Origin of the sequence: Halopenitus salinus (assembly GCF_042662125.1) — an archaeon.
Classification (GTDB): Archaea; Halobacteriota; Halobacteria; order Halobacteriales; family Haloferacaceae; genus Halopenitus; species Halopenitus salinus.
Window position 1 is genome coordinate 180,864 of record NZ_JBHSXL010000002.1, and the last position, 22,461, is coordinate 203,324.

Annotated in this window: 17 protein-coding genes and 2 pseudogenes; 12 read left to right on the forward strand and 7 right to left on the reverse strand. The window is 56.7% G+C overall.

The genetic code is table 11. The features are described 5' to 3' along the window. Positions 1-59: 59 nt before the first annotated feature. Entirely contained in the window at positions 60-2,435 is a 2,376-nt protein-coding gene (locus ACFQE9_RS02055) for a heavy metal translocating P-type ATPase (RefSeq protein WP_379739938.1), read from the reverse strand. A gap of 362 nt (positions 2,436-2,797) precedes the next feature. Between ACFQE9_RS02055 and ACFQE9_RS02060 the strand changes: the two genes are divergently transcribed. The 3 genes from ACFQE9_RS02060 (at position 2,798) to ACFQE9_RS02070 (ending at position 5,485) form a co-directional block, all read left to right on the forward strand. Beyond that, positions 2,798-3,094 (forward strand): PadR family transcriptional regulator, encoded by a 297-nt coding sequence (locus ACFQE9_RS02060; protein ID WP_379739572.1) that lies wholly within the window; start codon positions 2,798-2,800, stop codon positions 3,092-3,094. 68 nt (positions 3,095-3,162) lie between these two features. Further along, complete coding sequence (locus tag ACFQE9_RS02065; RefSeq protein ID WP_379739574.1) at positions 3,163-4,050, forward strand: DUF8172 family protein; 888 nt, start codon at positions 3,163-3,165, stop codon at positions 4,048-4,050. A gap of 208 nt (positions 4,051-4,258) precedes the next feature. Further along, positions 4,259-5,485 (forward strand): hypothetical protein, encoded by a 1,227-nt coding sequence (locus tag ACFQE9_RS02070; protein WP_379739577.1) that lies wholly within the window; start codon positions 4,259-4,261, stop codon positions 5,483-5,485. A gap of 62 nt (positions 5,486-5,547) precedes the next feature. Here the strand turns inward: ACFQE9_RS02070 and ACFQE9_RS02075 are convergent, their stop codons facing one another. The 4 genes from ACFQE9_RS02075 to ACFQE9_RS02090 all read right to left on the reverse strand — a co-directional run bounded on the left by ACFQE9_RS02075 (position 5,548) and on the right by ACFQE9_RS02090 (position 9,921). Next, positions 5,548-6,783 carry a phage integrase SAM-like domain-containing protein gene (locus ACFQE9_RS02075; protein WP_379739580.1) on the reverse strand — a complete coding sequence of 412 codons (1,236 nt, stop codon included), beginning with the start codon at positions 6,781-6,783 and terminating at the stop codon, positions 5,548-5,550. Further along, positions 6,780-7,238 (reverse strand): hypothetical protein, encoded by a 459-nt coding sequence (locus ACFQE9_RS02080; protein WP_379739583.1) that lies wholly within the window; start codon positions 7,236-7,238, stop codon positions 6,780-6,782. Before ACFQE9_RS02080 ends, ACFQE9_RS02075 begins: the two co-directional genes overlap by 4 nt. Positions 7,239-7,241: 3 nt before the next feature. Next, positions 7,242-7,823, reverse strand: a complete 582-nt coding sequence (locus ACFQE9_RS02085; protein ID WP_379739586.1) for a DUF7342 family protein — start codon at positions 7,821-7,823, stop codon at positions 7,242-7,244. A 502-nt stretch (positions 7,824-8,325) separates the two neighbouring features. Then, on the reverse strand, positions 8,326-9,921 hold the full coding sequence (locus ACFQE9_RS02090; RefSeq protein ID WP_464384445.1) for a transposase: 1,596 nt from the start codon (positions 9,919-9,921) through the stop codon (positions 8,326-8,328). Between the two features lie 265 nt (positions 9,922-10,186). Between ACFQE9_RS02090 and ACFQE9_RS02095 the strand changes: the two are divergent. Beyond that, positions 10,187-11,006 (forward strand): annotated as a pseudogene (locus ACFQE9_RS02095) (IS5 family transposase). Positions 11,007-11,051: 45 nt separating this feature from the next. On the opposite strand, the gene ACFQE9_RS02100 reads toward ACFQE9_RS02095, so the two are convergent. Next, positions 11,052-11,402, reverse strand: a complete 351-nt coding sequence (locus ACFQE9_RS02100; RefSeq protein ID WP_379739589.1) for an arsenate reductase/protein-tyrosine-phosphatase family protein — start codon at positions 11,400-11,402, stop codon at positions 11,052-11,054. Between the two features lie 84 nt (positions 11,403-11,486). After that, positions 11,487-12,333 (reverse strand): annotated as a pseudogene (locus ACFQE9_RS02105) (arsenic resistance protein); the annotation flags it as partial. Between the two features lie 540 nt (positions 12,334-12,873). Here ACFQE9_RS02105 and ACFQE9_RS02110 point away from each other — a divergent pair. The 8 genes from ACFQE9_RS02110 to ACFQE9_RS02145 all read left to right on the forward strand — a co-directional run bounded on the left by ACFQE9_RS02110 (position 12,874) and on the right by ACFQE9_RS02145 (position 22,428). Then, a complete protein-coding gene (locus ACFQE9_RS02110; RefSeq protein WP_379739592.1) occupies positions 12,874-13,551 on the forward strand; it encodes a metal-dependent transcriptional regulator in 678 nt (225 codons plus the stop codon). A 128-nt stretch (positions 13,552-13,679) separates the two neighbouring features. After that, positions 13,680-14,939, forward strand: a complete 1,260-nt coding sequence (locus tag ACFQE9_RS02115; RefSeq protein WP_379739595.1) for a multicopper oxidase domain-containing protein — start codon at positions 13,680-13,682, stop codon at positions 14,937-14,939. 1 nt (position 14,940) lies between these two features. Beyond that, positions 14,941-16,197: a ZIP family metal transporter gene (locus ACFQE9_RS02120; RefSeq protein ID WP_379739598.1), complete on the forward strand. Its 1,257-nt coding sequence runs from the start codon at positions 14,941-14,943 to the stop codon at positions 16,195-16,197. A 141-nt stretch (positions 16,198-16,338) separates the two neighbouring features. Further along, positions 16,339-16,644, forward strand: a complete 306-nt coding sequence (locus ACFQE9_RS02125; RefSeq protein WP_379739601.1) for a cupredoxin domain-containing protein — start codon at positions 16,339-16,341, stop codon at positions 16,642-16,644. Between the two features lie 109 nt (positions 16,645-16,753). Then, a complete protein-coding gene (locus ACFQE9_RS02130; protein WP_379739604.1) occupies positions 16,754-19,384 on the forward strand; it encodes a heavy metal translocating P-type ATPase in 2,631 nt (876 codons plus the stop codon). A 50-nt stretch (positions 19,385-19,434) separates the two neighbouring features. Further along, positions 19,435-20,370 (forward strand): cation diffusion facilitator family transporter, encoded by a 936-nt coding sequence (locus tag ACFQE9_RS02135; protein WP_379739607.1) that lies wholly within the window; start codon positions 19,435-19,437, stop codon positions 20,368-20,370. Positions 20,371-20,533: 163 nt separating this feature from the next. Beyond that, complete coding sequence (locus ACFQE9_RS02140; protein ID WP_379739610.1) at positions 20,534-21,106, forward strand: CPBP family intramembrane glutamic endopeptidase; 573 nt, start codon at positions 20,534-20,536, stop codon at positions 21,104-21,106. A gap of 164 nt (positions 21,107-21,270) precedes the next feature. Then, positions 21,271-22,428, forward strand: a complete 1,158-nt coding sequence (locus tag ACFQE9_RS02145) for a multicopper oxidase domain-containing protein (RefSeq protein ID WP_379739613.1) — start codon at positions 21,271-21,273, stop codon at positions 22,426-22,428. Positions 22,429-22,461 lie beyond the last annotated feature (33 nt).

Here is a 22,461-nt window from a genome sequence, read left to right on the forward strand (position 1 = left end):
ATAGGAACCGACTCCACCCGGTTACAGCAGGTATCTGCCGCTTCGCGGGGTTAGAGCCGCTACTCGGTAAGCAGGTCTCGAAACGAATTCGCCGCGAGGAGACCGCCGGTCGCCACGACCGCTCCCATCGCAAACACCGGATTCAGCAACCCCGTCGCCGCAAGGGGCATCGTGATCCTATTGTAGAGCAGCGCTAGCCCGTTGTTCTGTTTGACACGCCGACGAGCTGCATCTGCGAGGTCGAACGTCGTCCCCACCGCTGCGAGATCGTCATCGACGATAGAAATATCCGCGGCATCGGACGCGAGTGCCGTTCCACCACCGAGCGAGATTCCCAGGTCTGCGGTCGCAAGAGCCGGTGCATCGTTCGTTCCATCACCAACCATCGTAACCTGTCCCCGGGACTGTAACCGCCGGATCGTCGCGGTCTTGCCTGCCGGCGGGACCCCCGCAAAAACGTGATCGACGGCAGGATGACTGTCGAGAAAGTCAGTGGCAGCCTCGTCATCACCGGTCAGAACGACGATCTCGATATCACGGTCATTCAGATGCGTGAGTGTGTCATCCCAACCCACCCGTGGTTCGTCGCCCACGACGATGACGCCCTCTGCATGACCGTCACGACCGACGACGACCGGAAGGTGACCGGCCGTTCGTGCCTCTGCGGCACGCGTCTCGATCCGCTCGCTAACCGACCACCCCAGTTCCGCGAAGAGATCGAGATTCCCGACGAGAACGCGCGTGTCCTCGACGACTCCTTCGACGCCGGTCGCGTGGCTCGTGAATTCAGTGATGTCCGCTGCGTACTCGTGGTCACTGCCATCGGCAACCCCCCCATCGGCTCTTGAGCGATCGCCCTCCTGATTCCTTTGTGCAAACGTATTCACGATTGCGTCGGCCGCTGGGTGGGATGCTCGCTGTTCGAGGGCCGCGACGATTGCAAGCAGATCCGACGGTGCATCCGCCTCGAGGACATCCATCTGGCCGGTCGTGAGCGTCCCCGTCTTGTCGAAGACGACGACGTCGACGTCCCGAAGGCGCTCGAAGACGGTCTCGTCGAAGATGACGATGCCCCGCTCTACCGCTTGTTCGATACTGGTTGCCACCGAGAGCGGGGTTGCCAGGCCAAGTGCCCACGGACACCCCACCAAGAGAACTATCAGCGCCGTCAGGACGGCGACGGGAATGCCAGCCCCCACCAGAAGCGACCCCAATCCAGCGAGTACCGCCCCACCGACAACGACCGGGATGATGACTGACGCGAGCCTATCGGCCTGCCGCTGGACACCGTGATCCCCACTCTGGAGATTCCAGACAGAGGTGATGAGGCGATCGATACTACTGGTTGTCTCATCGCTCACCGTGAGGACAGCAGCCCCATTTGTGACGATCGCCCCGCCGACGACCTCGTCCCCAGCTTGTTTCGATACCGGTAGCGACTCGCCCGTCACGATCGCTTCATCGACCGTGCACTCACCCTCAGCGAGAACACCATCGACTGGGATGCGTTCGCCCTCACGGACGAGAACCCGTTCCCCGGGTTCAAGACCGTGTACGTCGACCATCGTCGTCGTCCCATCGGCGCCATACCGCCTGGCTTCGGTGACGTGGGAGATAGTGAGATTAGTCAGGCGATCCATCGCTCGCTGCTTGCTCAGTGATTCGTAGAAGATGGCAGCCACCACACTCGCGGCAACCACGATCGTGAGATCGTAGAAAACGTCGATCCGACCGAGGAGAAAGGCGATCGTACTGTACACGTAGGCACTCACGATGGGGAGTGCGACAAGCAGGTCCGTGTTCGGCTGTCGCATCTTCAGACTGACATATGCACCCTGTAACAGCGGCAGGCCGGTGAACACGAGGACGACACCCGTCAGAACGAGAAAGAGCGGCAGGATCAACAGGCCATCTCCACCGCCGATCCCGGACGCACTCGCGTACATATCGAGCGTCCCCTCACCAAAGAACGACGAGAGCTGCGCCGGATAGAGGAGGACCGCATACGGGAGGAGCATGAACGTCCCGAAAATGACACCAGCAGCGTAACGAAATCCCAGCACCTCGTCAATCCCTCGTTCATTCTGCTCGTCCGACCGGCGCGACTGCCCGATTATAGTCGGTGCGTCATCGCTCCCTCCAGCACGGAGGGTTGCCGAATAGCCGAGTGTACTCAGGGTATCACAGAGAGTCTCCTTCGAGACGCGGTCAGGGTCGTATGTGATACGGATCGTCTCGGTGACGTAACTCGCCGCGGCGTCAGTGACGCCCTCGCAGCCTTCAGCAACCGATTCCAGAAACGCTTCACACGTCGCACAGTGCATTCCGTCGACCTGGAAGAAGGCTCGTTCCTCAGTCCCCGTTGGACGCGGATCTGCCTCGCGTTCGCCCGCTCTAATTCCGGATTCATGTATAGTGCCGTCTGTCGGGGCCATCTGACTGTGAACCCCATCGCTACCGAGCCCCCGATGGACGTTTCGACAACCATCACAGCAGAAGACGATGTCGTCCTCAGCCACGACTCGATCGTCGGGGACAGCCCTACCACAAAGCGCGCACGGGGGAGATAGTGATTGAGATGAAGACACAATTGATTACCACCTGCTGACAGCGGGCCGATCACAGACACGGAGCCTCAACGGCGACCTCAGCCGAAAGGACATTACCGGAGATACAGATGCCTCGATATTAAACGCTATTCGGTGACGAGTATACTCGTAGATACCCTTGGTCCGAATCTCCGCCTTTGAGGACCAGAGAGAACATATGCCACCCCTCAAAAATTGGAAACAGACGGATGCACGATCTGACTGGGTTTCAGCGGGACATCTTGTACGTAACTGCTGGGCTCGAGGAACCACACGGGCTCGCAATCAAGGCCGAACTCGACGACTACTACGAACAGGAGATCAATCATGGGCGGCTCTATCCGAACCTCGACGACCTCGTCGACAAAGGACTGCTCGAGAAGGGTGAACTCGACAAACGAACGAACGTGTACACGGTCACACAACGCGGGGTGCGGGAAATCAAGGCGCGACGTGAGTGGGAAAGCCAATATTTAGAGGACGTGAACGCACCCACGACGTCGTAGAACCAGGCAAGTAGAACTCAGTATAAAAGCGGGACTGCTTTACCCACTTCCCACGAATACACAGTTAGATGGCTCGGCTCGTTTTCTATCACCACCCACAGGCCGAGAATTTCTCACTCAAATATAGCTCGGCATCGGTAGCAGAAATTCGTTCTCAGCGGGAGCGATCCGACGAGTCGACAAAGCTCATCGGGTATCCCTTCGAAACACCGGTCTATGTGCTCTACGAAGGCGATTCAGAGATCGAATTAGCCCAAGACATCAACTTCGATCAGGAATGGCTGAGCGACCGTATTCGTGACCTCCCCCGTGCTGGACAAGTTGTCGCATTCCGATTAGTGGAATTGCTCGAAGCCGCTGTCGATGCTCGCGAAGAGGATGAGTTTCGACTCTACAAGGAGTTCGAACCACAAAAGATCCAGCAGGGACTTGATCACGTATCCTGGGGAGCACCACTCCCGACCGTCGCTGGAGAGGTGATGTCGAATTTGATTCTCCGACATTCCCTCCCGAATGCGAATCATCGAACTGGCATCGCGATGCTTCAGTTCTGTATTGAGAGTGTGGATCCGGATTTTGAGATGTCACGAACACACGTCGACGACGATACCTGGCGAGAGTGGGTCAATCCCTACATCGTCGATTCCAAGCGGCTCATCACGGTCCGACGGAACAACCTCCGTTTCAAGCAACTCGAAGACCTGAACGTCGACCTCGTCGAACGGAAAGACGGAATCCAAATCCGATTAGCCGAGTTCGAGCTGGATATGCACTGGCGAGAAGCCCTTTCGAAGTACGCTGAGCAGCATGAATCCCACTGTACGGACTTCGCGCAGGCAGTTCTCGAACGTGCAGAACGGGACGATCTGCTCGACCGTCAACGACCCACGAAACAAGAGTTCATCACGTATCTGGAGGACGGACTCGTCGAACGTGACTTCAGAGAAATGTTCTGATCAGTCGCGAAGCTCGGCGACCGACTGACCGACCTCACGGACGTGTTCACTTCGCTCAAGATCAAGTTCTTCAGCGAGGTAGTCGACCGTCTCTTCGAGGCTCATACCGAAAAGAAGTCCGTCAAGCAGTATAAACCTAGTGCTGGAGCAGCCAAATAGCTGATCAGGAGAAGTGTCTTTTTACGCCGTACGACTTATCCTTCTGGTAATGAGTGAGGAAGAAGACGAGGAACCGAGTAGTGAAGCTGATTTTGAGGAGTTGATGGAGGCGATTCAGGAGGAGCGCCAGGAGCGTCAGGAGCAGGTATCGTTTGAGTGGGTAGAGACGGTTCGTGAGGCCGGCGAATTATGGCGTAATGTAGGAGATATAGAAACGGTTGCTGAGGAGACTGACTTGTCTGTGGAGACGACGAAGGAGGCACTCACGGTTTACCGATTGATCTTCGAGGATCCCTCGGATGTGGCGACGAAGGCGTCGAGGCCATCACGAGCGTACTTTTCTCTGGAACAAGAGTTGAAGGAGGAGTTCGACGAGGGGAATGACGATGAGCCAGTTGAAGATCTGCTTCGAGAGTATGTCGGTGCGCTGTACTTGGACCACGATATTGAGGATTTGTCAGTAGGTGAGCCACCAGAGGAGGAGACGCCGCCGCTACCCTTTGACTGGGAAGGATTGAATCTGGATATGAGTGAGCTAGTTCCGAGTGTTGAAATCCCGGCTTCCACGATTGCTGCGGTGGCTAATATTCCGGACATCCACGATACGGTTCTTCAGAATCAGACTTCTCTTTTAGCTGGCGTGGTGGGTTCAGATCTGTTTCGAACGGAAAAAATGGTGGCAAGTGCCCTCCAGCCGATTATTGCTCAGCAGGAGATGGCACTCGCACGGAGTTTGGCTCCATTGACTGCGGTCATTGAGGAACAGCAAAATATGATTGCTCGATCAGCTGCTTTGATGCTATCTGATGTGATTGCAGATATCCGGGTTCCTCAGTCTGTATTGGCTGATTTAGCGGCAATTCAACCGTCCGTAAGTGCGGCAGCTGCGGCCAGTGGCTATCCGTCTTCCCAGTTTGAGAGGTCGGTTGTTGATCCGACGTCGACGACAAGTGTAGACGCCGAGCCGTTGGAGGCTACTGCCGAGGTGGTTCCGGAGGCGGGCCCTGCTGAGACTACTGTGGATGCTACTCTGCCGGATGCAGGTAGTTTCTCTTTTGAGTTGGCGTTGGAGGTACCGACTCAGATTACGTATTTCATTTTAGCAGGTTCTGAGACCAGAGAGTGGTTTAATGAGCAACCTACAAATTACCAGCGGGCAGTTATTGGAGGGATAGCGGGGTATATTGCTTACTCGATGACGTCGAAGTGGGGTGCTGCAGGGTACGCTGCCGCGGTTCTGACTCCGTTGATCCGGCAGATGCTCAAAAACGAATAGTCCTCAATTGGTCATCTACCCTGTCTTCTTGAAAACGTATTGTGTTGAGAGCGCGCCTACAATTATGTAAGACTATCAATCTCTTCTAGTGCTTCAGTTGCGACGTCGCCGAGTTCACCAGCTTCAATATGTGAGTACCGCTCTCTCACCATCTCCTCAGAGTTGTCTAAATACCGGGCAGCGACGGTGTAACCAAACGCACGAACAAGAACCTCACCCATCCCGCGGCGACCACCGTGGGGGGCAAGATATTCGTGTTTTGGATGGTCGATGTCGATCTCTGCGGTCTCCGAGAGTCGCTGAAGAATCGACCGTGCTCCATCCGTTGTGATCGACGGCGGCCGAACGTCCTCGTCGAGAGCCAACAATAGGTCGCGAGCGTACTCCTCACGTCGCTCATCGATTGCATCCGGGTGTTCCCCTTGGTCAGCCAGCTCGTCCCGCACGAGCCCTGCGAGCGTCCGTTGGTCGAACGTCGGAAACACCGGCCAGCGCTCCGTCGGTGGGTCCATCAGCCTTCGATAGCTCCGCAGCGGCGAGATCACCGGGTCAGGGAGACTCGCGGCATCCCACTGCTGTTTCTTCCGGTAAACGTCCATACTCCCGTCGTCGAGCGAGAGGTCCTCCCAGCGGACGCCGCGCCGGCGCGGATCGTTCGGATCCCGAAGGAGTTCCCCGACGCGGACAGCTGTGTACGCGAGGACGAACACCAGAGCCCGGTCACGAGCCGCCTTCAACGCCGCGTAGTGCGCTCGCTGCTTGTCGACGGGATCAGTATCCTCCGGGAGTGTCGTGTACGCCTCAACGGCGTCGCGGGCACGTTCGTCGACGTTCTGGGTAAGCGCGTGGCGCTGCTCGGACGTCCAAGCCTGCTGGTCACCGGGCTTGCGGCCGTCGTCCTCCGGCAGCGGCGCCATCGCACTCGCCCGCTGCGCGTAGTGCGCTTCGAGATATCCCTCGTTGACACACCACCCGCACCACGCAGAGATATAGCGGTAATAGGTTTGTACCGTATTCTGTTTGAGTCCTCGATCTCCACCGAGATGCCGGGCGTACTCCCGGAAGACGCGTTCGTCGAGATCGACGAAGGTCGGCTCGCGGTCGAGGTCGTCGGGGACGATCCCGGTCCAGCCGTCGGCGCCGCGGTGGCCGGCGGCCCACTCGGCGAACCGCTCGAGCTCGCGTGCAGCGTTACGCCGATAGTTCCCGCCGTCGCCACCGCGGCCTTTCCCCTTGTCCTGGAGGTAGCGCTCGAAGGAACTCGCGAGTGACTGATCGGTGCGTTCTCGGGGTGTCATGGTTCCTCGTTCGCGTACTGGTAAGTCGGACGAGCATCCTCGAGGAGTGCTTCGACGATTTTCCAGAGGATCAGGGAAGGAGTCTCGTGTTCAAATGTGATCCCCCAGCGGTCCTCCGTATCAGCAGCTGAGTACTGGAAATGCGCCTGTCCGAGATCGGGATGGTCTTCGTCCTGGTGCCAGCCGGCGTGAAAGCCCGTGTTCGGGTCGGTGTAGTTGATACGGAACCAATCGTGTGGGTCCTGTCGATACCACTTGACGGTCAGTTCCGGCGAATCAGGGCCCGTTGGGGGATCAAGGCGGGCTGGATCAAAAACCGCCCGCAGCTGCTTGGCCTCGATATCGTCAGGTACGAACTCGACCGCCGAAATCTGTGGCACACGGTCAAGGACGTCTCGCTTCAGCTGGGCGTAGAGGTTCGCGTTCGGATCACCACCTGGATGCGGGACCGACATCCGTTAGCTGCTGGCCTCAGCAGGCTCTGTCGTCGGCGCGAGAAAGTCCCATTCGCGGATGGCGAAGCCGACGATCTGGATACGCCGTTGAAGGTGCTCCCACTCGCGGGCGATTTCACGGCGCCGATCTTCCTCATCAGCGTCCAGAGCCTCGTCAGCGAGCGTCCCGCGAAGCTGGTTCGGTGACTCGACGCCGAATTCGTCCTCCCAGTCGCGGATCTGCGTCTTCATATCGGCGAGACGATCCGTGAGTTCCTCGACAGTGTGTCCGCTGTCCCGGAGGCGCATCGCCTCTTGCATCGCCTGACGACGGTAATCGGGGTAGTACGTGGTGTGAGTACCGCTGTCGTCGCGATGGAGGATGCCATCGTCAACGAGCCGTTCGAGGACGCGTTTCGTCGGCTCGTGTGACCAGCCCGCTTCGGAAGCGATCCAGTTGGCTGTCCGCGGCTCCGACAACTGCCGGGCGGTCATCCGCACGCGGTCTTCACCCGTGGTCTGGCGTTCCATCAGGCCCTCGGAGTTCGATTCGTCTTCGGTCATACAACATCGTTCGGGCTTTGTCTTAATATAGGTTGAGGTCATTCGTTCTATACCGAAAGTACTCCTTCGCCTATCGCTTCGACCTCAGCTGAGGAGAGCCAGAGCAAACTCGAACCCGGTCTCAGTGGCGCTACCCCGGAGGAAGCGCCGTCGTGAGGCGGTTGCAGCATTCGTGCTTCACCGACGGCGTCGGGGTACTTCAAAGTGGTCGTGATTACGGGCATAATCAAGACCAATGTGCAAAATAGATCGATCGATGGAATTCAGGGAATACGAGCCCCAGAGAGCCGATTCTCACACGATAGAACAGGCATATACCGTATTATGCTATACAGAATTTTCCTGTGCATCCACCCACAGTCTCGGAGGATGAGCTGGTTTTGGGTTGAATCGCCATCTATCCATGGTCATTCTCACCACTCAAGGGCCGTTTTTGAATCTCTGAGTTTGAACTACCGGACAAGCGTACGAAATTGTATGGATTTTAGCGCTCCTGAATAGAGTTGCCACTTCCGAACGGCAGACTCAGCGAGAGCTCAGCGGGTTAGTCGTGTGGAATCAATGCTGAGGCAACGAGCTCAACACACTCACCCGCAGTCAACACGGGTGCGTAGTCCATCTCACCGTCGACGCCTGCTTTCAGCAGGAAGTCGGTGAGCCGCCAGATATTGTACAAGAGGACCGCGAACACGAAGTAGAACAAGCGAACGCGGTAGTCTTTCGAGGAGGTCTTCGCGAGAAAGTCACCTTTGATCGATCTGTACTCGCTCTCGATCTGCCACCGACGGCTGTAGCGCCGACAGAACGCCTCGGCCTCATCGGGCCCCACTCGGAGATTCGTCGCGAAGACGGCTGTCCCCTCCCCACTCGTCGACGGCACGTACAGGAGCCGCATTGGATGCGATCCGGATTCCACATGGATAGAAGCCGACTCAACAGCCACCTCTTGGTCGTCTCCCTCCATTTGTTCGAGTACATCCCGTTCGGAGGTGGAGACCCGCTTGGGTATGAGGTAGTTCACATCGAGGTTTGAGAGTGTCTGGAACACCTGTATCGAGTCGAACTCCCGATCACACAGCACTGTCTCGATTGGAACATACTCTTTCGCTCGTCGAACGAGCCGTCGCACAGTCCGATGGATCTGATTCGACGGGTTCTCATCCCACTCAGAGCTCTCTCGAACCGGTTCCACGGCGAGAACGAGCGGGATATTCTGTCCGATGATCGAGAGCGTTGCGAATTTGAAGGCTCGACTGTCTCTGTCTTTGGTCCCGCTGACCATCGGCATCTCCTCGGTATCCCCGTAGTAGGGAATGGCGGTGATATCGATCGCGGCAGTGACTGACCGGCGGAACGATGCTTCTGAGGCGATCACGGAGAGCAAGCGGTCCGTTGTCTCATTGAAGCCGTTTATGAGCTCGTCAGGTTCGAACTGCTTGACGGTGCGGAGGTGGGTGTCGCCATGCGGTCCGTACTCTTCGCCACGACGATATTGGAAGCGAGTCGCCCCCTGTGAGGTTCCGCACCGAACCATCCCCATGAACGTCTGTAGCTCGAAAAATTGTGTGTCCTCGTACGAGGCGTTCGACGCCCGATCCGAGTCGAAGTGTCTATAGGCGTGATCACGTGCGAGGCGCGTCGTCTGGATGATCTTCTCCTGTGAGAAGGATTCGTCTTCTACTGATTCTGCGGCTTCCTCAGTATCCTCGACGATCTCTGCCTTTGGCCGAACCTCGGGCGCTGAGATGTTACGATCGTGGACCTCTTTGACAACGAATTGGGCGGCAGCGTGGACGTATTCGTGGATCGCGTCGTCGAATCGGTTCCGCCATGCCCACGAGAACGCCGATTCGTCGGGCACTCGGCTGAAGCCGAGGATAGTCGCTACTTCCGGTTGGCGGGTGAGTAGTCGAGTGAAGTTGGCGTATGAGTCACCCGTTATCTCCATGAACACGAACGAGAGCACCATCGCGCGAAACGAGAGTGACGCAGGATGCCACGCTGGATACTCGTCTTCGATCGCGTCTATCGAGTGATCGAGGTTCTCGAACGCAGTGACGAGATCGGTTTCTTTGAACTCGTCACGGATGGTGATCCCTAGCTGGTACGCTTCGCACAGAGTGCATTCAAAAATTTTCACTAGAAGGTGAATCGTCAGAGGTGCTCATACAATATACTGAGGAAGGTTACAAATCAACGCTTTGAGTGGAAACGTTGAGTAGAACACGAATTTGCAGCTAGATTGAAATACCATTCAAGTGATATATGCTGGCTTGATTGTGGTCAATACCTTACAGTGTTACCTGAGAAGAGCACCCAGGTAAAGCACAAAGAGAGCCAGAACAACGGAATTGGCTCTGTTGAAATCCTCTGAGATTTACATTTTCGTCCTGTAATTCCACGAAATGAAGGCTCTCCCGAAGTCGCAGATTCTCCGGTTTACTGAGAAAGCGATCCATCTGGCCCGGCGAGCAGTCTCTCGATACTCCTCGAAGCTCTCCAAACACCGCTATACACCCTCTTAACACGTTGTTCTGTTGTGTCTCAAAGTTCGGAAGAACACAACTTATCGTGGCCTGCTTGACGAACTGATCGGGATGCCACGTATTCGTCGTGTTCTCGGGGTAGCCGAACTTCCTACTCCATCTACGCTCTGTAAGGCATTCAATCGACTTGATATGACCGTATGGCGTATCATATTGATTCTCTCAGCGACCCTACTTCCGGCAAGCGTCATCGGAATTGATGCGTCAGGATTCGACCGCAGTCACGCTTCGAAACACTACACGAAACGAGGCAGAACTCACGATTCAGCAGCTCAAAGTAACACTGCTGGTCGATACGAAAGTGAACGCAATCCTCAATCTCCACGTGACGACGACACGGAAACACGATAGCCAGATCGCCCCGTCGTTGATCAAGCGCAACCCCGAGAGTATTGACGTTCTGCTCGGTGACAAAGGCTACGACGACCAGAAAATCAGACGACTTGCCCGTCAACGCGAGGTTCGGCCACTGATCAAGCATCGTGAGTACACATCGCTCCATAAGGCATGGAACGCGCGGTTAGACGCTGAACTCTACGGCTAGCGAGGTCAATCCGAGACGGTCAACTCTACGCTCAAGTAAAAATATGGTGCGTTCGTCCGCTCACGATACTGGTGGAAACAGTTCCGGGAACTTACCATCGCCTGTCTCATTCATAATGTAGACCGATCACTCTGAGCAGTCAATACAGGTGAAGTATCACTCACGATTGAGTCGTCTGTTCTATCTCATCGAAGAACGCCTCAACACGGCTCGGATTTTATCACAAAATGCTCGATAGGAAGATAGAGTCTCGCCAGCAGATGCCTCTGACTCCCATTGATGCACTTCTCCATCCCACCCATCCGGACGGAACTGTTCGAGAGAGCACCCTATCGTGACAACATAGTCGGCGTCCTCAATATCGGCTGGCGTGATTTCTCGCGGTATTCGGTCGCTGATGTCGATGTCAGATTCTTTCATCACTTTGACAACCTCGTCATGGACGCTGTCGAATGGATTGACGCCCCCCGTTACAATTTCAACATCCATCCCTCGCTCATCTCGTTCACGTTCTACGAATTCCGTTGCCATCTGGCTCCGTCCAGCGTTCCCTACACAGACGAATGCGAGTTTCAGACTCCTATGTTACAGTCGTAGCGGCAAGAGTATGAGGGCTTAATCGCCTTGTATTCTGTCAGAAAGCACAATAGGCGTAGGGCGCTCCGGTAGAAGCCAAGACGGAACCACTCTTGTAAGAACGACCATTCCGGTCAGTTCGATAAGCGTCTGCGTCACGACAACGGCCGGAGCCAACTCATAGCCTGCCGGGAGCGCCAGCGCTAAAGGGAGAACAACCAACGAGTTCCGGGTGACTGAGGTGAAAACGAGCGCGCGACCCTCGCCAACGTCCATCCGGAACAGCCCGGCAGCCAGCCGCCCGAGTAACGGCATAATGACGAGAAACGCGACATATATCGGAACGGCTACCACAATCTGACCGATTGAATCCTGTACGCGGGGGAGCTGCGAGGCGATGACGACGAACAACGTTACACCCATCATCGGGACGGGCAACCAGCCCATCGTCGCTTGCCACGACTCGCCGCTTGGAGACCGTTCCGCCCATACTTCGGTGAGCCACGCGAGCGCAAGTGGAAGTGCGATGATTATCAGGAACGCCTCGATGAAGGGGCCGGCTTCGATAACCTCCGCAACCTCTGTTCCCATAAACAGCCAGAGATACACCGGAAGTAACAGGAGTTGTACCAGCATCAAGGCTGGCGTCGCCGCCGTTACCTGCTCGGCGTTGCCGCCGGCAAGATCGGTGAAGGTGATGACATAGTCGATACACGGCGTCAAGAGAACCATTAACACACCGACGAGAGCGACCGGATCGGTCGGGAGAAACCGAGTGAGTCCCCACACGATGACGGGAACAACGAGGAAGTTCATCCCGAGCGCGGCCGCTAAGAAACGCCCGCCGGAACCGAACGAACGGAATTTCGAGAAACGTTACGTACAGTCCACCTACGTAACAAACTGCAGTGGCGCGCGCTGTCGCGCCCTCGTGGCGCGACGACACTGTGCGAGGGATGACTGAGTGAGTGGAACGAACGAAGGAATCGGTTGGGGAGGGGTGTGGCTGTAGTGCTGCGGCGGTCTGACCTGGTGGGCTGAACGGGCGAGGCGCGCCTCGCGGGATCTGCGGCGGCCCTATCCGAGTGGAACGAGGATATCCGCCACAGATCCCGCCGAGCGGGCCGAGGGCGTTCAGGTCTCATAATCGCTCTCAGTACTACAATCCACTTTGATCCACCAGCAGACACCCAAAGTTGCCCGTGCTACTAGCAACTCTTATCGATCGGTTGTTTCAGACGAGAACTTATCTGAAGAAGAGGATTTCAACAGAACCACGGAATTCAATAGGGCGATCAACCGATTACTCCGCCGACATCTACCTCAATTTTGGCTGTGGTTGCTGGCTGGACACAATCAATAATTATCACTTCAAGTAAGACGGACGCAGTAAATTATAAAGTTAGCATTATCTAATTATTTCTCAATGCTGAGCGCGATCATGGAAGACTATCTTAAAGCGATCTATTATCTCCAGAACGAAGCGGACGACCGGGTACGAACCTCGGTGCTCGCTGAGTATATGGATGTAGAGCAACCGACGGTTACCAGTATGATGAAAAAGTTATCAGAGCGTGATTTCGTGCTGTACGAACCCTACAAGGGAGTTGAGCTCACTGATACTGGAGTTCCCATTGCTCTCGAAATTATTCGCCATCACCGACTGTTAGAACGATATCTGACGGACCACCTCGAGTATGATTGGGCAGAGGTACACGACGAAGCAGATCGCCTCGAACACCACATCAGCAGTAAGTTTGCCGACCGGATTGCAGAGCAGCTAGGACAACCAGCGGTTGACCCGCATGGCGACCCAATTCCCACCGCGGATCTGGATATATCGGGAGCAAAGGATGGTGAACGTCTTGTTGATCATCAAGTGGGTGACAGCGTTCAGATCGTACGGGTTCCGGACACCGATCCAGATCTCCTCCGGTACCTGTCCAAACATGGGATTCTCCCCGGAACTGTCGTAGATGTTGTCGAGATTGCGCCATTCGGAATGGTCACACTTGACCCTGATAGCGGAGATGATCCGGTTGCGCTACCCGAAGAAGTCGCATGTTCCATATCCACCCAATCTCTCACACAGAGTTCTCACTGAGAAGCTCGGAAGTTTGCTAGTATATTTTTAGTTTAGACTTGCTCAAAGTTTAGATAGATCTAATTTATATATTGGGCTAATCCACTATCACATATGGGTATCCGAATAGTCAACCCGTCGAGGAGATCATGCCCTCGATAGATTACGAGAGTGCGGCAGATGTCACCAAACGACTCGAACAGCGTTTGGTTGAATCACTCTCTGGTGAAACGAGCGTCAGTCGTCGCACGGTACTCGGCAGTCTTGGTGTCGCGGGAAGTGCTGCCGTTGGACTCGGGAGTTCACGTGCAAGTGCGTCACTCGACCACGAGGGCGATGATACACACGGTAACTTCGGTGCGGTGGGCGAATACCGAGATTTGGACTTCGATCCGCACGAGTTTCTCGCCGCGTTCAATACCGGAGACAGCGGGCAGGATAACGTGCCGCAGCAAGTCTACGAGGAGGATGGTCGAACCGTACGGGAGTTCGAATTCACCGCGGTCGACACAACGATCACCATCGCTCCGGGCGTCGAGTTCCAAGCGTGGGCGTTCAACGGTCAGGTTCCGGGGCCCACGATCCGTGCCGTTGAGGGCGACCTAATCCGCGTTAAATTCACGAACCTGGGTCGGCACGCACATACGATTCATCCGCATCTGAAGAATCTCAACCCGCGAATGGACGGAATCCCCCAAAACGGGCCTGGTGTCCTTGAAACGGGTGAATCATTCACCTACGAGTGGATCGCCCAGCCCGCCGGTACGCACTTCTATCACTGCCACTCGCTCCCGCTGAAAGAACACATCCACCGGGGACTCTACGGCACGATCATCGTCGATCCAGACCCCGAACGGGTCAGGGAGAATCCACGCGACTACGTCAATTACCCCGGCCCGATTACCGACGACATGCGGACGCGGTTCGTCGAAGAGGCGAAGAGCCGGAACCACGAGTACGCCGAAAACGGCGCCGTCAACGAGATGGTCATGGTGATGAACTCGTTCGACACCAACTTCGACGGCGGGAACGAGGTCTACGCGGCGAACACACGGGCGTTCGCATACGGGGTCGGTAGTACCGACGGCACCGGCAACTGGACGGCGGGCGAGACGAAGCGTCCCATCCAGATCGACAAGAACGAACGGCAACGCGTGTATCTCTCCAATGCGACTGAGTTCGACCTCATCAACTCGTTCCACACGCACTCGCAGTTCTTCGATTACTATGACCACGGGACTACGCTGACACCGACGCGCAAGACCGTGGACACGATCATGCAGACGCAGGCGCAACGCGGTATCATCGAACTCGACTACTCAGATCACGAACCCGGGCTGTACATGTTCCACGCCCATCAGTCCGAGTTCGCCGAACTCGGCTGGATGAGCTTCTTTGAGGTGGTCTAATATGGCGAATAAGACACAAAACCCGACGCCAGACGGTGGTGTATCTACTGAAAACGAGGTCACACAGCCGCTCGGACTACCGCGATGGGTCAGCGCGATACTCCCGGTCGTGTTGCTCGTACTCGTCTTGGGTGTGTTCGCGTTTACGTCACCACTCGCGAGTATTCAGAGCCAGAGTGGTGAACCGCTTCCCGACGTGACGATCACGCACACGACGCTTCCGAGCGACGAAACGGTCGTGTTACACGTAACGAACAACGGGCCCGATTCCGTGACGATAGCACAGGTCCTCGTCGATGAGGCCTACTGGAATTTTCAGGTCGAAGGAGCTGGTGGCGACCAAACGCTCGCTCCGATGGAAAGCGCACAGATCGTGATCCCGTATCACTGGAATCCGGGATGGGATCTCAACGTCGCCCTCGTACTCTCTGACGGGGCGACATTCGAGAATACGATCGTCGCTCCGAGTCAGGCACCCGGATTCAGCCTCAGCCTGCTCTGGACGCTTGCAGTCATCGGGCTGTTCGTCGGTGTGATCCCAGTCGCATTAGGAATGCTGTGGTTCCCCTACATCAAGACGATGAGCGATCGGTGGCTGCACGCCGTGCTCTTGTTCGCGGCCGGCGTCCTCGGTTTCTTGGCGTTCGACGCCGGGTTCGAGGCGTTCGAACTCGCTCAACGAGTTCCGGGCGCGTACGAGGGCGACCTTTTGGTCGTCTTCGGGATCCTCGGCGCGCTCACTCTCGTTCAGGCAATCAGCGCGTGGCGCAAAGGCCGTGTCGCCGCCGGTGACAGTCGGGCGAGTAACGGTCTCTGGATCGCATATCTGGTTGCGATCGGAATCGGCCTACACAACCTCGCGGAAGGGCTGGCGATCGGGAGTTCGTTCGCACTCGGGCGTGTGTCGCTCGGCGCGTTCCTCGTGATCGGGTTCATGCTCCACAACGTGACGGAAGGCCCGGCCGTCGTTGCACCGGTCGCCCGCGGAGAGCGTCCGTCGTTCAAGCACTTCGCCGCGCTCGGCGTCATCGCCGGTGCCCCCGTCATCCTCGGCGGGTGGATCGGTAGTCTCGCGTACTCTCCGACGATCGGAGCCTTCTTCCTCGCGATCGGGGTTGGTGCGATCCTACAGGTCAACTGGGAGATCGCGGGAATGGTTCGGGATGCAGGCGGTCGCGTGGCTAGCGCCACGAACCTGCTCGCGTTCCTGCTCGGCCTCGGCGTGATGTACGTGACCGACTTCTTCGTGGCGCTCTGAGAGGTACCATCCATCTCTGTTCCAATGGCACTCAAATCCTACAATCGACGGACGGTATTGCGACTCAGTACTGCCGCCTTGGCGACGCTCAGCACCGCCGGATGTTTGAACGGACAGTCACCGTCGACCCTGACCGTCACGATGCCCGACGATCACACGTTCGAGCCGAAGACTGCGACGATCGAAACCGGAGGGACAGTGACGTGGACGAACGAGAGCGACGTCCAGCACACGGTCACAGCGTATGAAGACGAAATTCCTGCCGAGGCCGTATACTTCGCAAGTGGTGGCTTCGAGTCAGAGCGTGCTGCGAGGAACCGGGTTACTGAGGGACTCATCGCCCCGGGAGAGAACTACGAGCACACGTTTGATCAACCCGGAACGTACGGGTACTGTTGTATTCCGCATGAAAGTTCTGGAATGGTCGGGACAGTTCGAGTGAGATGATCTGACAGGAATGTTAATAATCTAATCCATAGTATTTATTAATATTTAACATAATATGGACCAGATATCGCAGTAGAGTTAATAAATCTGTAGCGGCAAGCGGTGAGTAATGACCTCACCTGACGACGATTCCCACGACAAACGTGGCGAACCACCGAACCGAACCCACACGCACGAAGAGGGATCTCAGCATCGTCACGAGTCTATTCAGCATACAAAGGGTGTCGATGACACCCCACCACCACACGGACAAGGGGATGTTACACAGTTCTCAGTTCCGGAGATGGACTGTCCCTCGTGTGCAGGGAAAGTTGAGAACAGCGTCGAAAAACTGGACGGGATCAACAGTCTCGACCCGCAAGTGACGACGGGAACGTTGACAGTCTCATACGACCGCGAGCAAACCAGCGCTACCGAGATAGCGGATCGGGTCGAAAAAGCTGGATACACCGTCGAAGACGTCGACGAAATAACGACGAAATTCACGGTGCCCGAGATGGACTGCCCCTCGTGTGCGGGGAAGATCGAAAAGTCACTCGGCAAAGCTGGAGTCACAGCATATGAGACCCAGCCAACGACCGGAACCGTCGTTGTCACGTACGATTCTTCGGAAACCAGAGAAGCCGAGATAATCTGTGCTATCGAACGTGCTGGATACGAGGTTACAGACAGTTCGAGCGACGAGTCCGAAGGTCAGAACGCGACCGAGGAACGCGAGAGCATCTGGGTGAGTCCGCGGGCACTCAAGACGTGGATCAGCGGTGGATTCGTTGCCCTCGGTCTGCTCCTTGAATTCTTCCTCACTGGGCAGAACGTACAGATTGCGAGCCTTCTCGGCACGGAGCTTTTGATTGCTGACGGACTGTTCCTTGTCGCCGTCGCCTTCGGGGGCCAAGAGATCCTTCGCAACGGATACTACTCAGCGCGGAATTTGAACCTCGATATCGACTTCCTGATGTCGGTAGCTATCCTCGGGGCGTTGATCGCGAGCCTCGCATTCGGTGAAGCGCTTTACTTCGAAGCCGCCACTCTCGCGTTCCTGTTCAGCATCGCCGAGCTGCTGGAACGGTACTCGATGGATCGCGCCCGGAATTCGCTCCGGGAGTTGATGGACCTCTCGCCGGACGAAGCGACCGTCAAGCGAGACAGTAGTACGGAGACGGTTCCCGTCGACGAGGTCGCTGTCGGTGACGTCGTCGTCGTGAAGCCGGGCGAGAAGATCCCGCTAGACGGGACCGTCGTCGACGGTGAAAGCGCGGTCAATCAGGCGCCCATCACGGGGGAAAGCGTGCCCGTCGACAAGACGATGGGAGACGAGGTGTACGCCGGCACGATCAACGAAGAGGGGTATCTCGAAGTGGAGGTTACCTCCGAAGCCGGCGATAACACGCTCTCGCGTATCGTGGAGATGGTCGAAGACGCTCAATCGAACAAGACCGAGCGCGAGCAGTTCGTCGAGCGCTTCTCGACGTACTACACGCCGGTCGTCGTCGCTTTCGCCATCCTGACGACAGTGGGGAGCCCGTACGTCCTTGGAACCACGTGGCCCACGGCCGTCGTCTACGGGCTGACGTTACTGGTACTGGCCTGTCCGTGTGCGTTTGTCATCTCAACGCCCGTCTCTGTGGTATCTGGTATCACGAGCGCCGCGAAGAATGGGGTCCTGATCAAGGGCGGTAACCATCTCGAAGCGATGGGCGCCGTCGACGTCGTCGCCTTCGACAAGACGGGGACGCTCACGAAAGGTGAACTAACTGTCACTGACGTCGTTCCACTGAACGAAAATTCCGAAGAAGATGTCCTCCGATGTGCGCGTGGGCTCGAACAGCGGAGCGAACATCCCATCGGCGAGGCAATCGTCGCTGAAGCCGGTAGTATGGGGGTCGAAAAGCGCAATATCGATGACTTCGAAAGCATCACCGGAAAGGGAGTGCGTGCCGATCTCGGCGGCACGCCGCACTTCGCCGGGAAGCCGGGTCTGTTCGAGGAGTTAGGCTTCGATCTCTCACACGTCCATGCGACGACCGACGGGGGTGTCGTCAGGCAGACTGCCCGGCAGATCTGTGATCGGAACAACTGCCTCGATCTGCTCGAAGAGACAGTTCCGAAGCTTCAGTCGGAAGGGAAGACGGTCGTCCTCGTCGGCACAGAAGACGAACTTGAGGGTATCGTCGCCGTGGCCGACGAGATCCGTCCCGAAGCAGCGCGAACGATCGCTCGGCTCAGGGATCTCGGCGTCTCACGGACGGTCATGCTGACCGGCGACAACGAGCGAACTGCTCGCGCGATCGCTGATCAAGTCGGAGTCGACGAGTACCGGGCAGAACTGCTCCCAGACGAGAAAGTGGCTGCCGTCAAGGAGCTCATTGAGGAACACGAGGGCGTCGCGATGGTCGGTGATGGCATCAACGACGCTCCAGCGCTCGCGACGGCAACGGTGGGTATTGCGATGGGCGCAGCCGGAACGGACACCGCGTTGGAGACGGCCGACATCGCACTAATGGGTGACGACCTCGCGAAGCTCCCGTACCTCTACGAGCTTGCGAACGACGCAAACGGCGTCATCCGGCAAAACATCTGGGCCAGCCTCGGTGTCAAGGCCGGACTCGCACTTGCGGTCCCGTTCGGGTACGTTCCCATCTGGCTCGCCGTCCTCGCCGGCGACGCGGGAATGACGATGGCCGTGACCGGGAACGCGATGCGACTCTCTCACGTCGAACCGGAGACAGAGAACAACTGACGCTTGAGAGTCGTAATACCGGACATTACGAATTTATCAGATCAAAACGTATGAGTCAACACGGGCATGCTCACGAAGAGACGGAAGAATATGAACTAACAACCGAAACAGGCAGCAGTACGCGCCGACTTGCCCTCGTAGCGGTCGTCAATTTCCTTGGCTTTCTTGCCGAATTGGCTGGTGGACTCCTCTTCGGTTCGGTTGCTCTCATCAGCGATGCACTCCACATGCTATTCGACATGCTTGCATACGCGATGGCGTTCGGCGCGAGCTACACCGCGGAACGATTCGAAGGCGGTGCTGAGTGGTCGTACGGACTCCATCGACTGGAGCCGGTTGCTGCGTTTCTCAACGGGATACTGCTCGTTCCGATGGTCGGGTACATCCTGTGGGAATCATATCAACGGTTCCTGGACCCGGTTGAGATCGATCCGACAATGACGCTGATCATCGCCGGCGGCGGCTTGCTTGTCAACTTGGGATCGGTCTATATCGTACAAGGGGGCGAGATGAGCCTCAACGAGCGCGGCGCATTCTATCACCTTCTCGGCGATGCCGGTGGATCAGTCGCGGTGATCATTTCGACACTCGCCGTCGTCACGTTCGATTTACCTGTCGCCGACCCGGTGGCTGCCATCTTCATCGGCGTGTTAGTGCTCGTTTCGGCAGGAAAGGTACTCCGCGGAAGCACCTCAATTCTCTTAGAACGGAGCCCTATCTCACCGGATAAACTTCGAAATAAACTGACAACTGTCGATGGCGTTGAAGACGTCGACGACATACACGTCTGGCAAGTATGTAGTCAGTTGACCGTAGCAACAGTGCGTCTTCAGTATGAGCCCACATCACTAGACCAACATCAGGCGATCCGCTCTCGCGTCCATCAGCTTCTTTCCGACCATGAAATCGATCACGCAACCGTCGAACTAGTGGGTGAGATTGAGATGGACCCGGAGATTGCCGACAACACGAGTCACAACCACTAATTTTCAAATGACAGAAATAACGACACGGATTCAGTCTGTCGGGAGTGCAGTTGGGCTCACGTACGGCTCAACGGTTATTGGGTCGATAATTGTCACCATCGTTGCCGCACTGCTGGGCGCATTCGGGGTCGATGTAACCGCTCGTCCATCGTTGCGCCTCGTAATGAGCACGATCTTGTTACAGGGGGTGACATTCGGAGGGCTCTCAATCCTCTATCTCAGATTCCGAGATCTCGACTTCGAATTCGTTTCGCTTTCGATTCCGGACAGGCGAGATGTTGCTGTAATCATCGGGGGGATAGGTACACTTCTCGGATTGCTCATTGTCTCATCACGCGTTATCTCCTCGCTCGGACTGGAATCAGCAGAAAACCAAGTAGTAACAGTTGGTCAGCAAAATCCGACAGCTTTTCTAATTCTCATTCCTCTATCATTTCTGCTAGTCGGTCCGGGCGAAGAGCTGTTATACCGAGGACTGGTTCAGGGGACACTCCGAGAAACGCTACATCCAACCCGTGCAATCGTTCTTGCGAGCGCCCTCTTCGCATCGATCCATCTCTTCTCGTTGAGTGGAGAAGGGAAGCTCGTGTACGTCGGTATCGCATTCGTTCTAGCTCTGGTACTCGGTACGACCTACGAGTACACCGATAACCTCGTTGTTCCGGCTCTGATTCACGGTGCGTACAATGCGATTCAATTCACGAGCGCGTATCTGACGGCAACAAGTGGAATGTAACTGTCTGCTATCTGTGGGTCTCAGATCTCAGTTCTTTCGACAGCAAACCCTCAGTTTGCTTGTGAAGCCCGTCCGACTGTTGCCGAACATATTCGCTTGCCTTCTCAAAAACAGGAATTTTGCAGTCCTCGTTTGTCGCGACAGCCCAATGTGTCGAATGAACCATGACGACACCTTTCGGCGCCCCCGGAACCGGACTGTCCCGGCGAGAATTTCTTGCTGCGACCGGCGTGACGGGCGTATCGGCGTTGGCGGGCTGTTCATCAAAAACAATTAACGCCCCGACAGCAGCTACAGGCACACCGAGTGAAGCCCAGACGACATCGTCTGACCTTCCCTACACCAGTCCTCCGACGGTGGTCAACGTCGACGAGCAGGGAGGCTCTGTGACGATGGGGACGCAGCCGGCACGACACGCCGTCCACCCGCTCGATTCAATGGGTGGTCCAGTTGAGTTGCCGCGTGTCTGGGCGTGGCAGGCCGACGACAACGATCCGAGCGTTCCAGGCCCGATCCTCCGTACGACCGAAGGTAACGACATGGAAGTGACGCTCGACAACACGAACGGGCGTAGACCGCACACGATCCACTTCCACGGTGTCACGAAGACGTGGAAAAACGACGGCGTCCCGACGTCGACCGGGATCAAAGTTCCCGCGGGCGAGAAGCACACCTATGAGATTCCGGCGAACGTTCCGGGGACGCACCTGTATCACTGCCACCTCCAGACCCACCGCCACATCGATATGGGGATGTACGGGATCTTCCGGGTCGATCCCGAGGGCTACGAACCGGCGGACCGGGAGTACTTCATGACGATCAAAGATTGGGACTCGCGGATCCCGAAGAAGTGGGCTGGTGAAGCGGACTTCACGTACAACACGGCCTCACGCAATCCAGACGTCTTCACCGTTAACGGGAAGAGCGCGCCCCGGACGCTCCACCCCGAACAGGGCTCTCCGATCATCGTCGATAAGGGCGATTTAGTCCGCATTCACCTCGTCAACGGTGGGTACATGTCCCACCCAATGCACATACACAACCACCGCTTCCAGCGCGTTGAAAAGGACGGCGGGATCGTCCCGGAAGCCGCCCGACACGACATCGACGTCACGAATATCGCCCCCGCGGAACGGCACACGATCGAGTTCACGGCTGACGCGGATCCCGGGATCTACCTCATGCACTGCCACAAAGTCAACCACGTGATGAACGGGTCGTTCTACCCCGGCGGCATGCTTACCGGGGTGGTGTACCGCTCCGTCATGGACTCGGACATCTTCAGCCAGCTCATGGAGTACGCCGGCTACGAACCGAACTGACACGATCAGAGACACCTTTCTGAACCATCCCGA

What these genes read in the sequence shown, in the direction of transcription:
- ACFQE9_RS02055 (WP_379739938.1), bottom strand. Translation starts at nt 2,435, where the DNA reads ATGGCCCCGACAGACGGCACTATACATGAATCCGGAATTAGAGCGGGC.
- ACFQE9_RS02060 (WP_379739572.1), top strand. Translation starts at nt 2,798, where the DNA reads ATGCACGATCTGACTGGGTTTCAGCGGGACATCTTGTACGTAACTGCT.
- ACFQE9_RS02065 (WP_379739574.1), top strand. Translation starts at nt 3,163, where the DNA reads ATGGCTCGGCTCGTTTTCTATCACCACCCACAGGCCGAGAATTTCTCA.
- ACFQE9_RS02070 (WP_379739577.1), top strand. Translation starts at nt 4,259, where the DNA reads ATGAGTGAGGAAGAAGACGAGGAACCGAGTAGTGAAGCTGATTTTGAG.
- ACFQE9_RS02075 (WP_379739580.1), bottom strand. Translation starts at nt 6,783, where the DNA reads ATGACACCCCGAGAACGCACCGATCAGTCACTCGCGAGTTCCTTCGAG.
- ACFQE9_RS02080 (WP_379739583.1), bottom strand. Translation starts at nt 7,238, where the DNA reads ATGTCGGTCCCGCATCCAGGTGGTGATCCGAACGCGAACCTCTACGCC.
- ACFQE9_RS02085 (WP_379739586.1), bottom strand. Translation starts at nt 7,823, where the DNA reads ATGACCTCAACCTATATTAAGACAAAGCCCGAACGATGTTGTATGACC.
- ACFQE9_RS02100 (WP_379739589.1), bottom strand. Translation starts at nt 11,402, where the DNA reads ATGGCAACGGAATTCGTAGAACGTGAACGAGATGAGCGAGGGATGGAT.
- ACFQE9_RS02110 (WP_379739592.1), top strand. Translation starts at nt 12,874, where the DNA reads ATGCTGAGCGCGATCATGGAAGACTATCTTAAAGCGATCTATTATCTC.
- ACFQE9_RS02115 (WP_379739595.1), top strand. Translation starts at nt 13,680, where the DNA reads ATGCCCTCGATAGATTACGAGAGTGCGGCAGATGTCACCAAACGACTC.
- ACFQE9_RS02120 (WP_379739598.1), top strand. Translation starts at nt 14,941, where the DNA reads ATGGCGAATAAGACACAAAACCCGACGCCAGACGGTGGTGTATCTACT.
- ACFQE9_RS02125 (WP_379739601.1), top strand. Translation starts at nt 16,339, where the DNA reads ATGCCCGACGATCACACGTTCGAGCCGAAGACTGCGACGATCGAAACC.
- ACFQE9_RS02130 (WP_379739604.1), top strand. Translation starts at nt 16,754, where the DNA reads ATGACCTCACCTGACGACGATTCCCACGACAAACGTGGCGAACCACCG.
- ACFQE9_RS02135 (WP_379739607.1), top strand. Translation starts at nt 19,435, where the DNA reads ATGAGTCAACACGGGCATGCTCACGAAGAGACGGAAGAATATGAACTA.
- ACFQE9_RS02140 (WP_379739610.1), top strand. Translation starts at nt 20,534, where the DNA reads ATGAGCACGATCTTGTTACAGGGGGTGACATTCGGAGGGCTCTCAATC.
- ACFQE9_RS02145 (WP_379739613.1), top strand. Translation starts at nt 21,271, where the DNA reads ATGACGACACCTTTCGGCGCCCCCGGAACCGGACTGTCCCGGCGAGAA.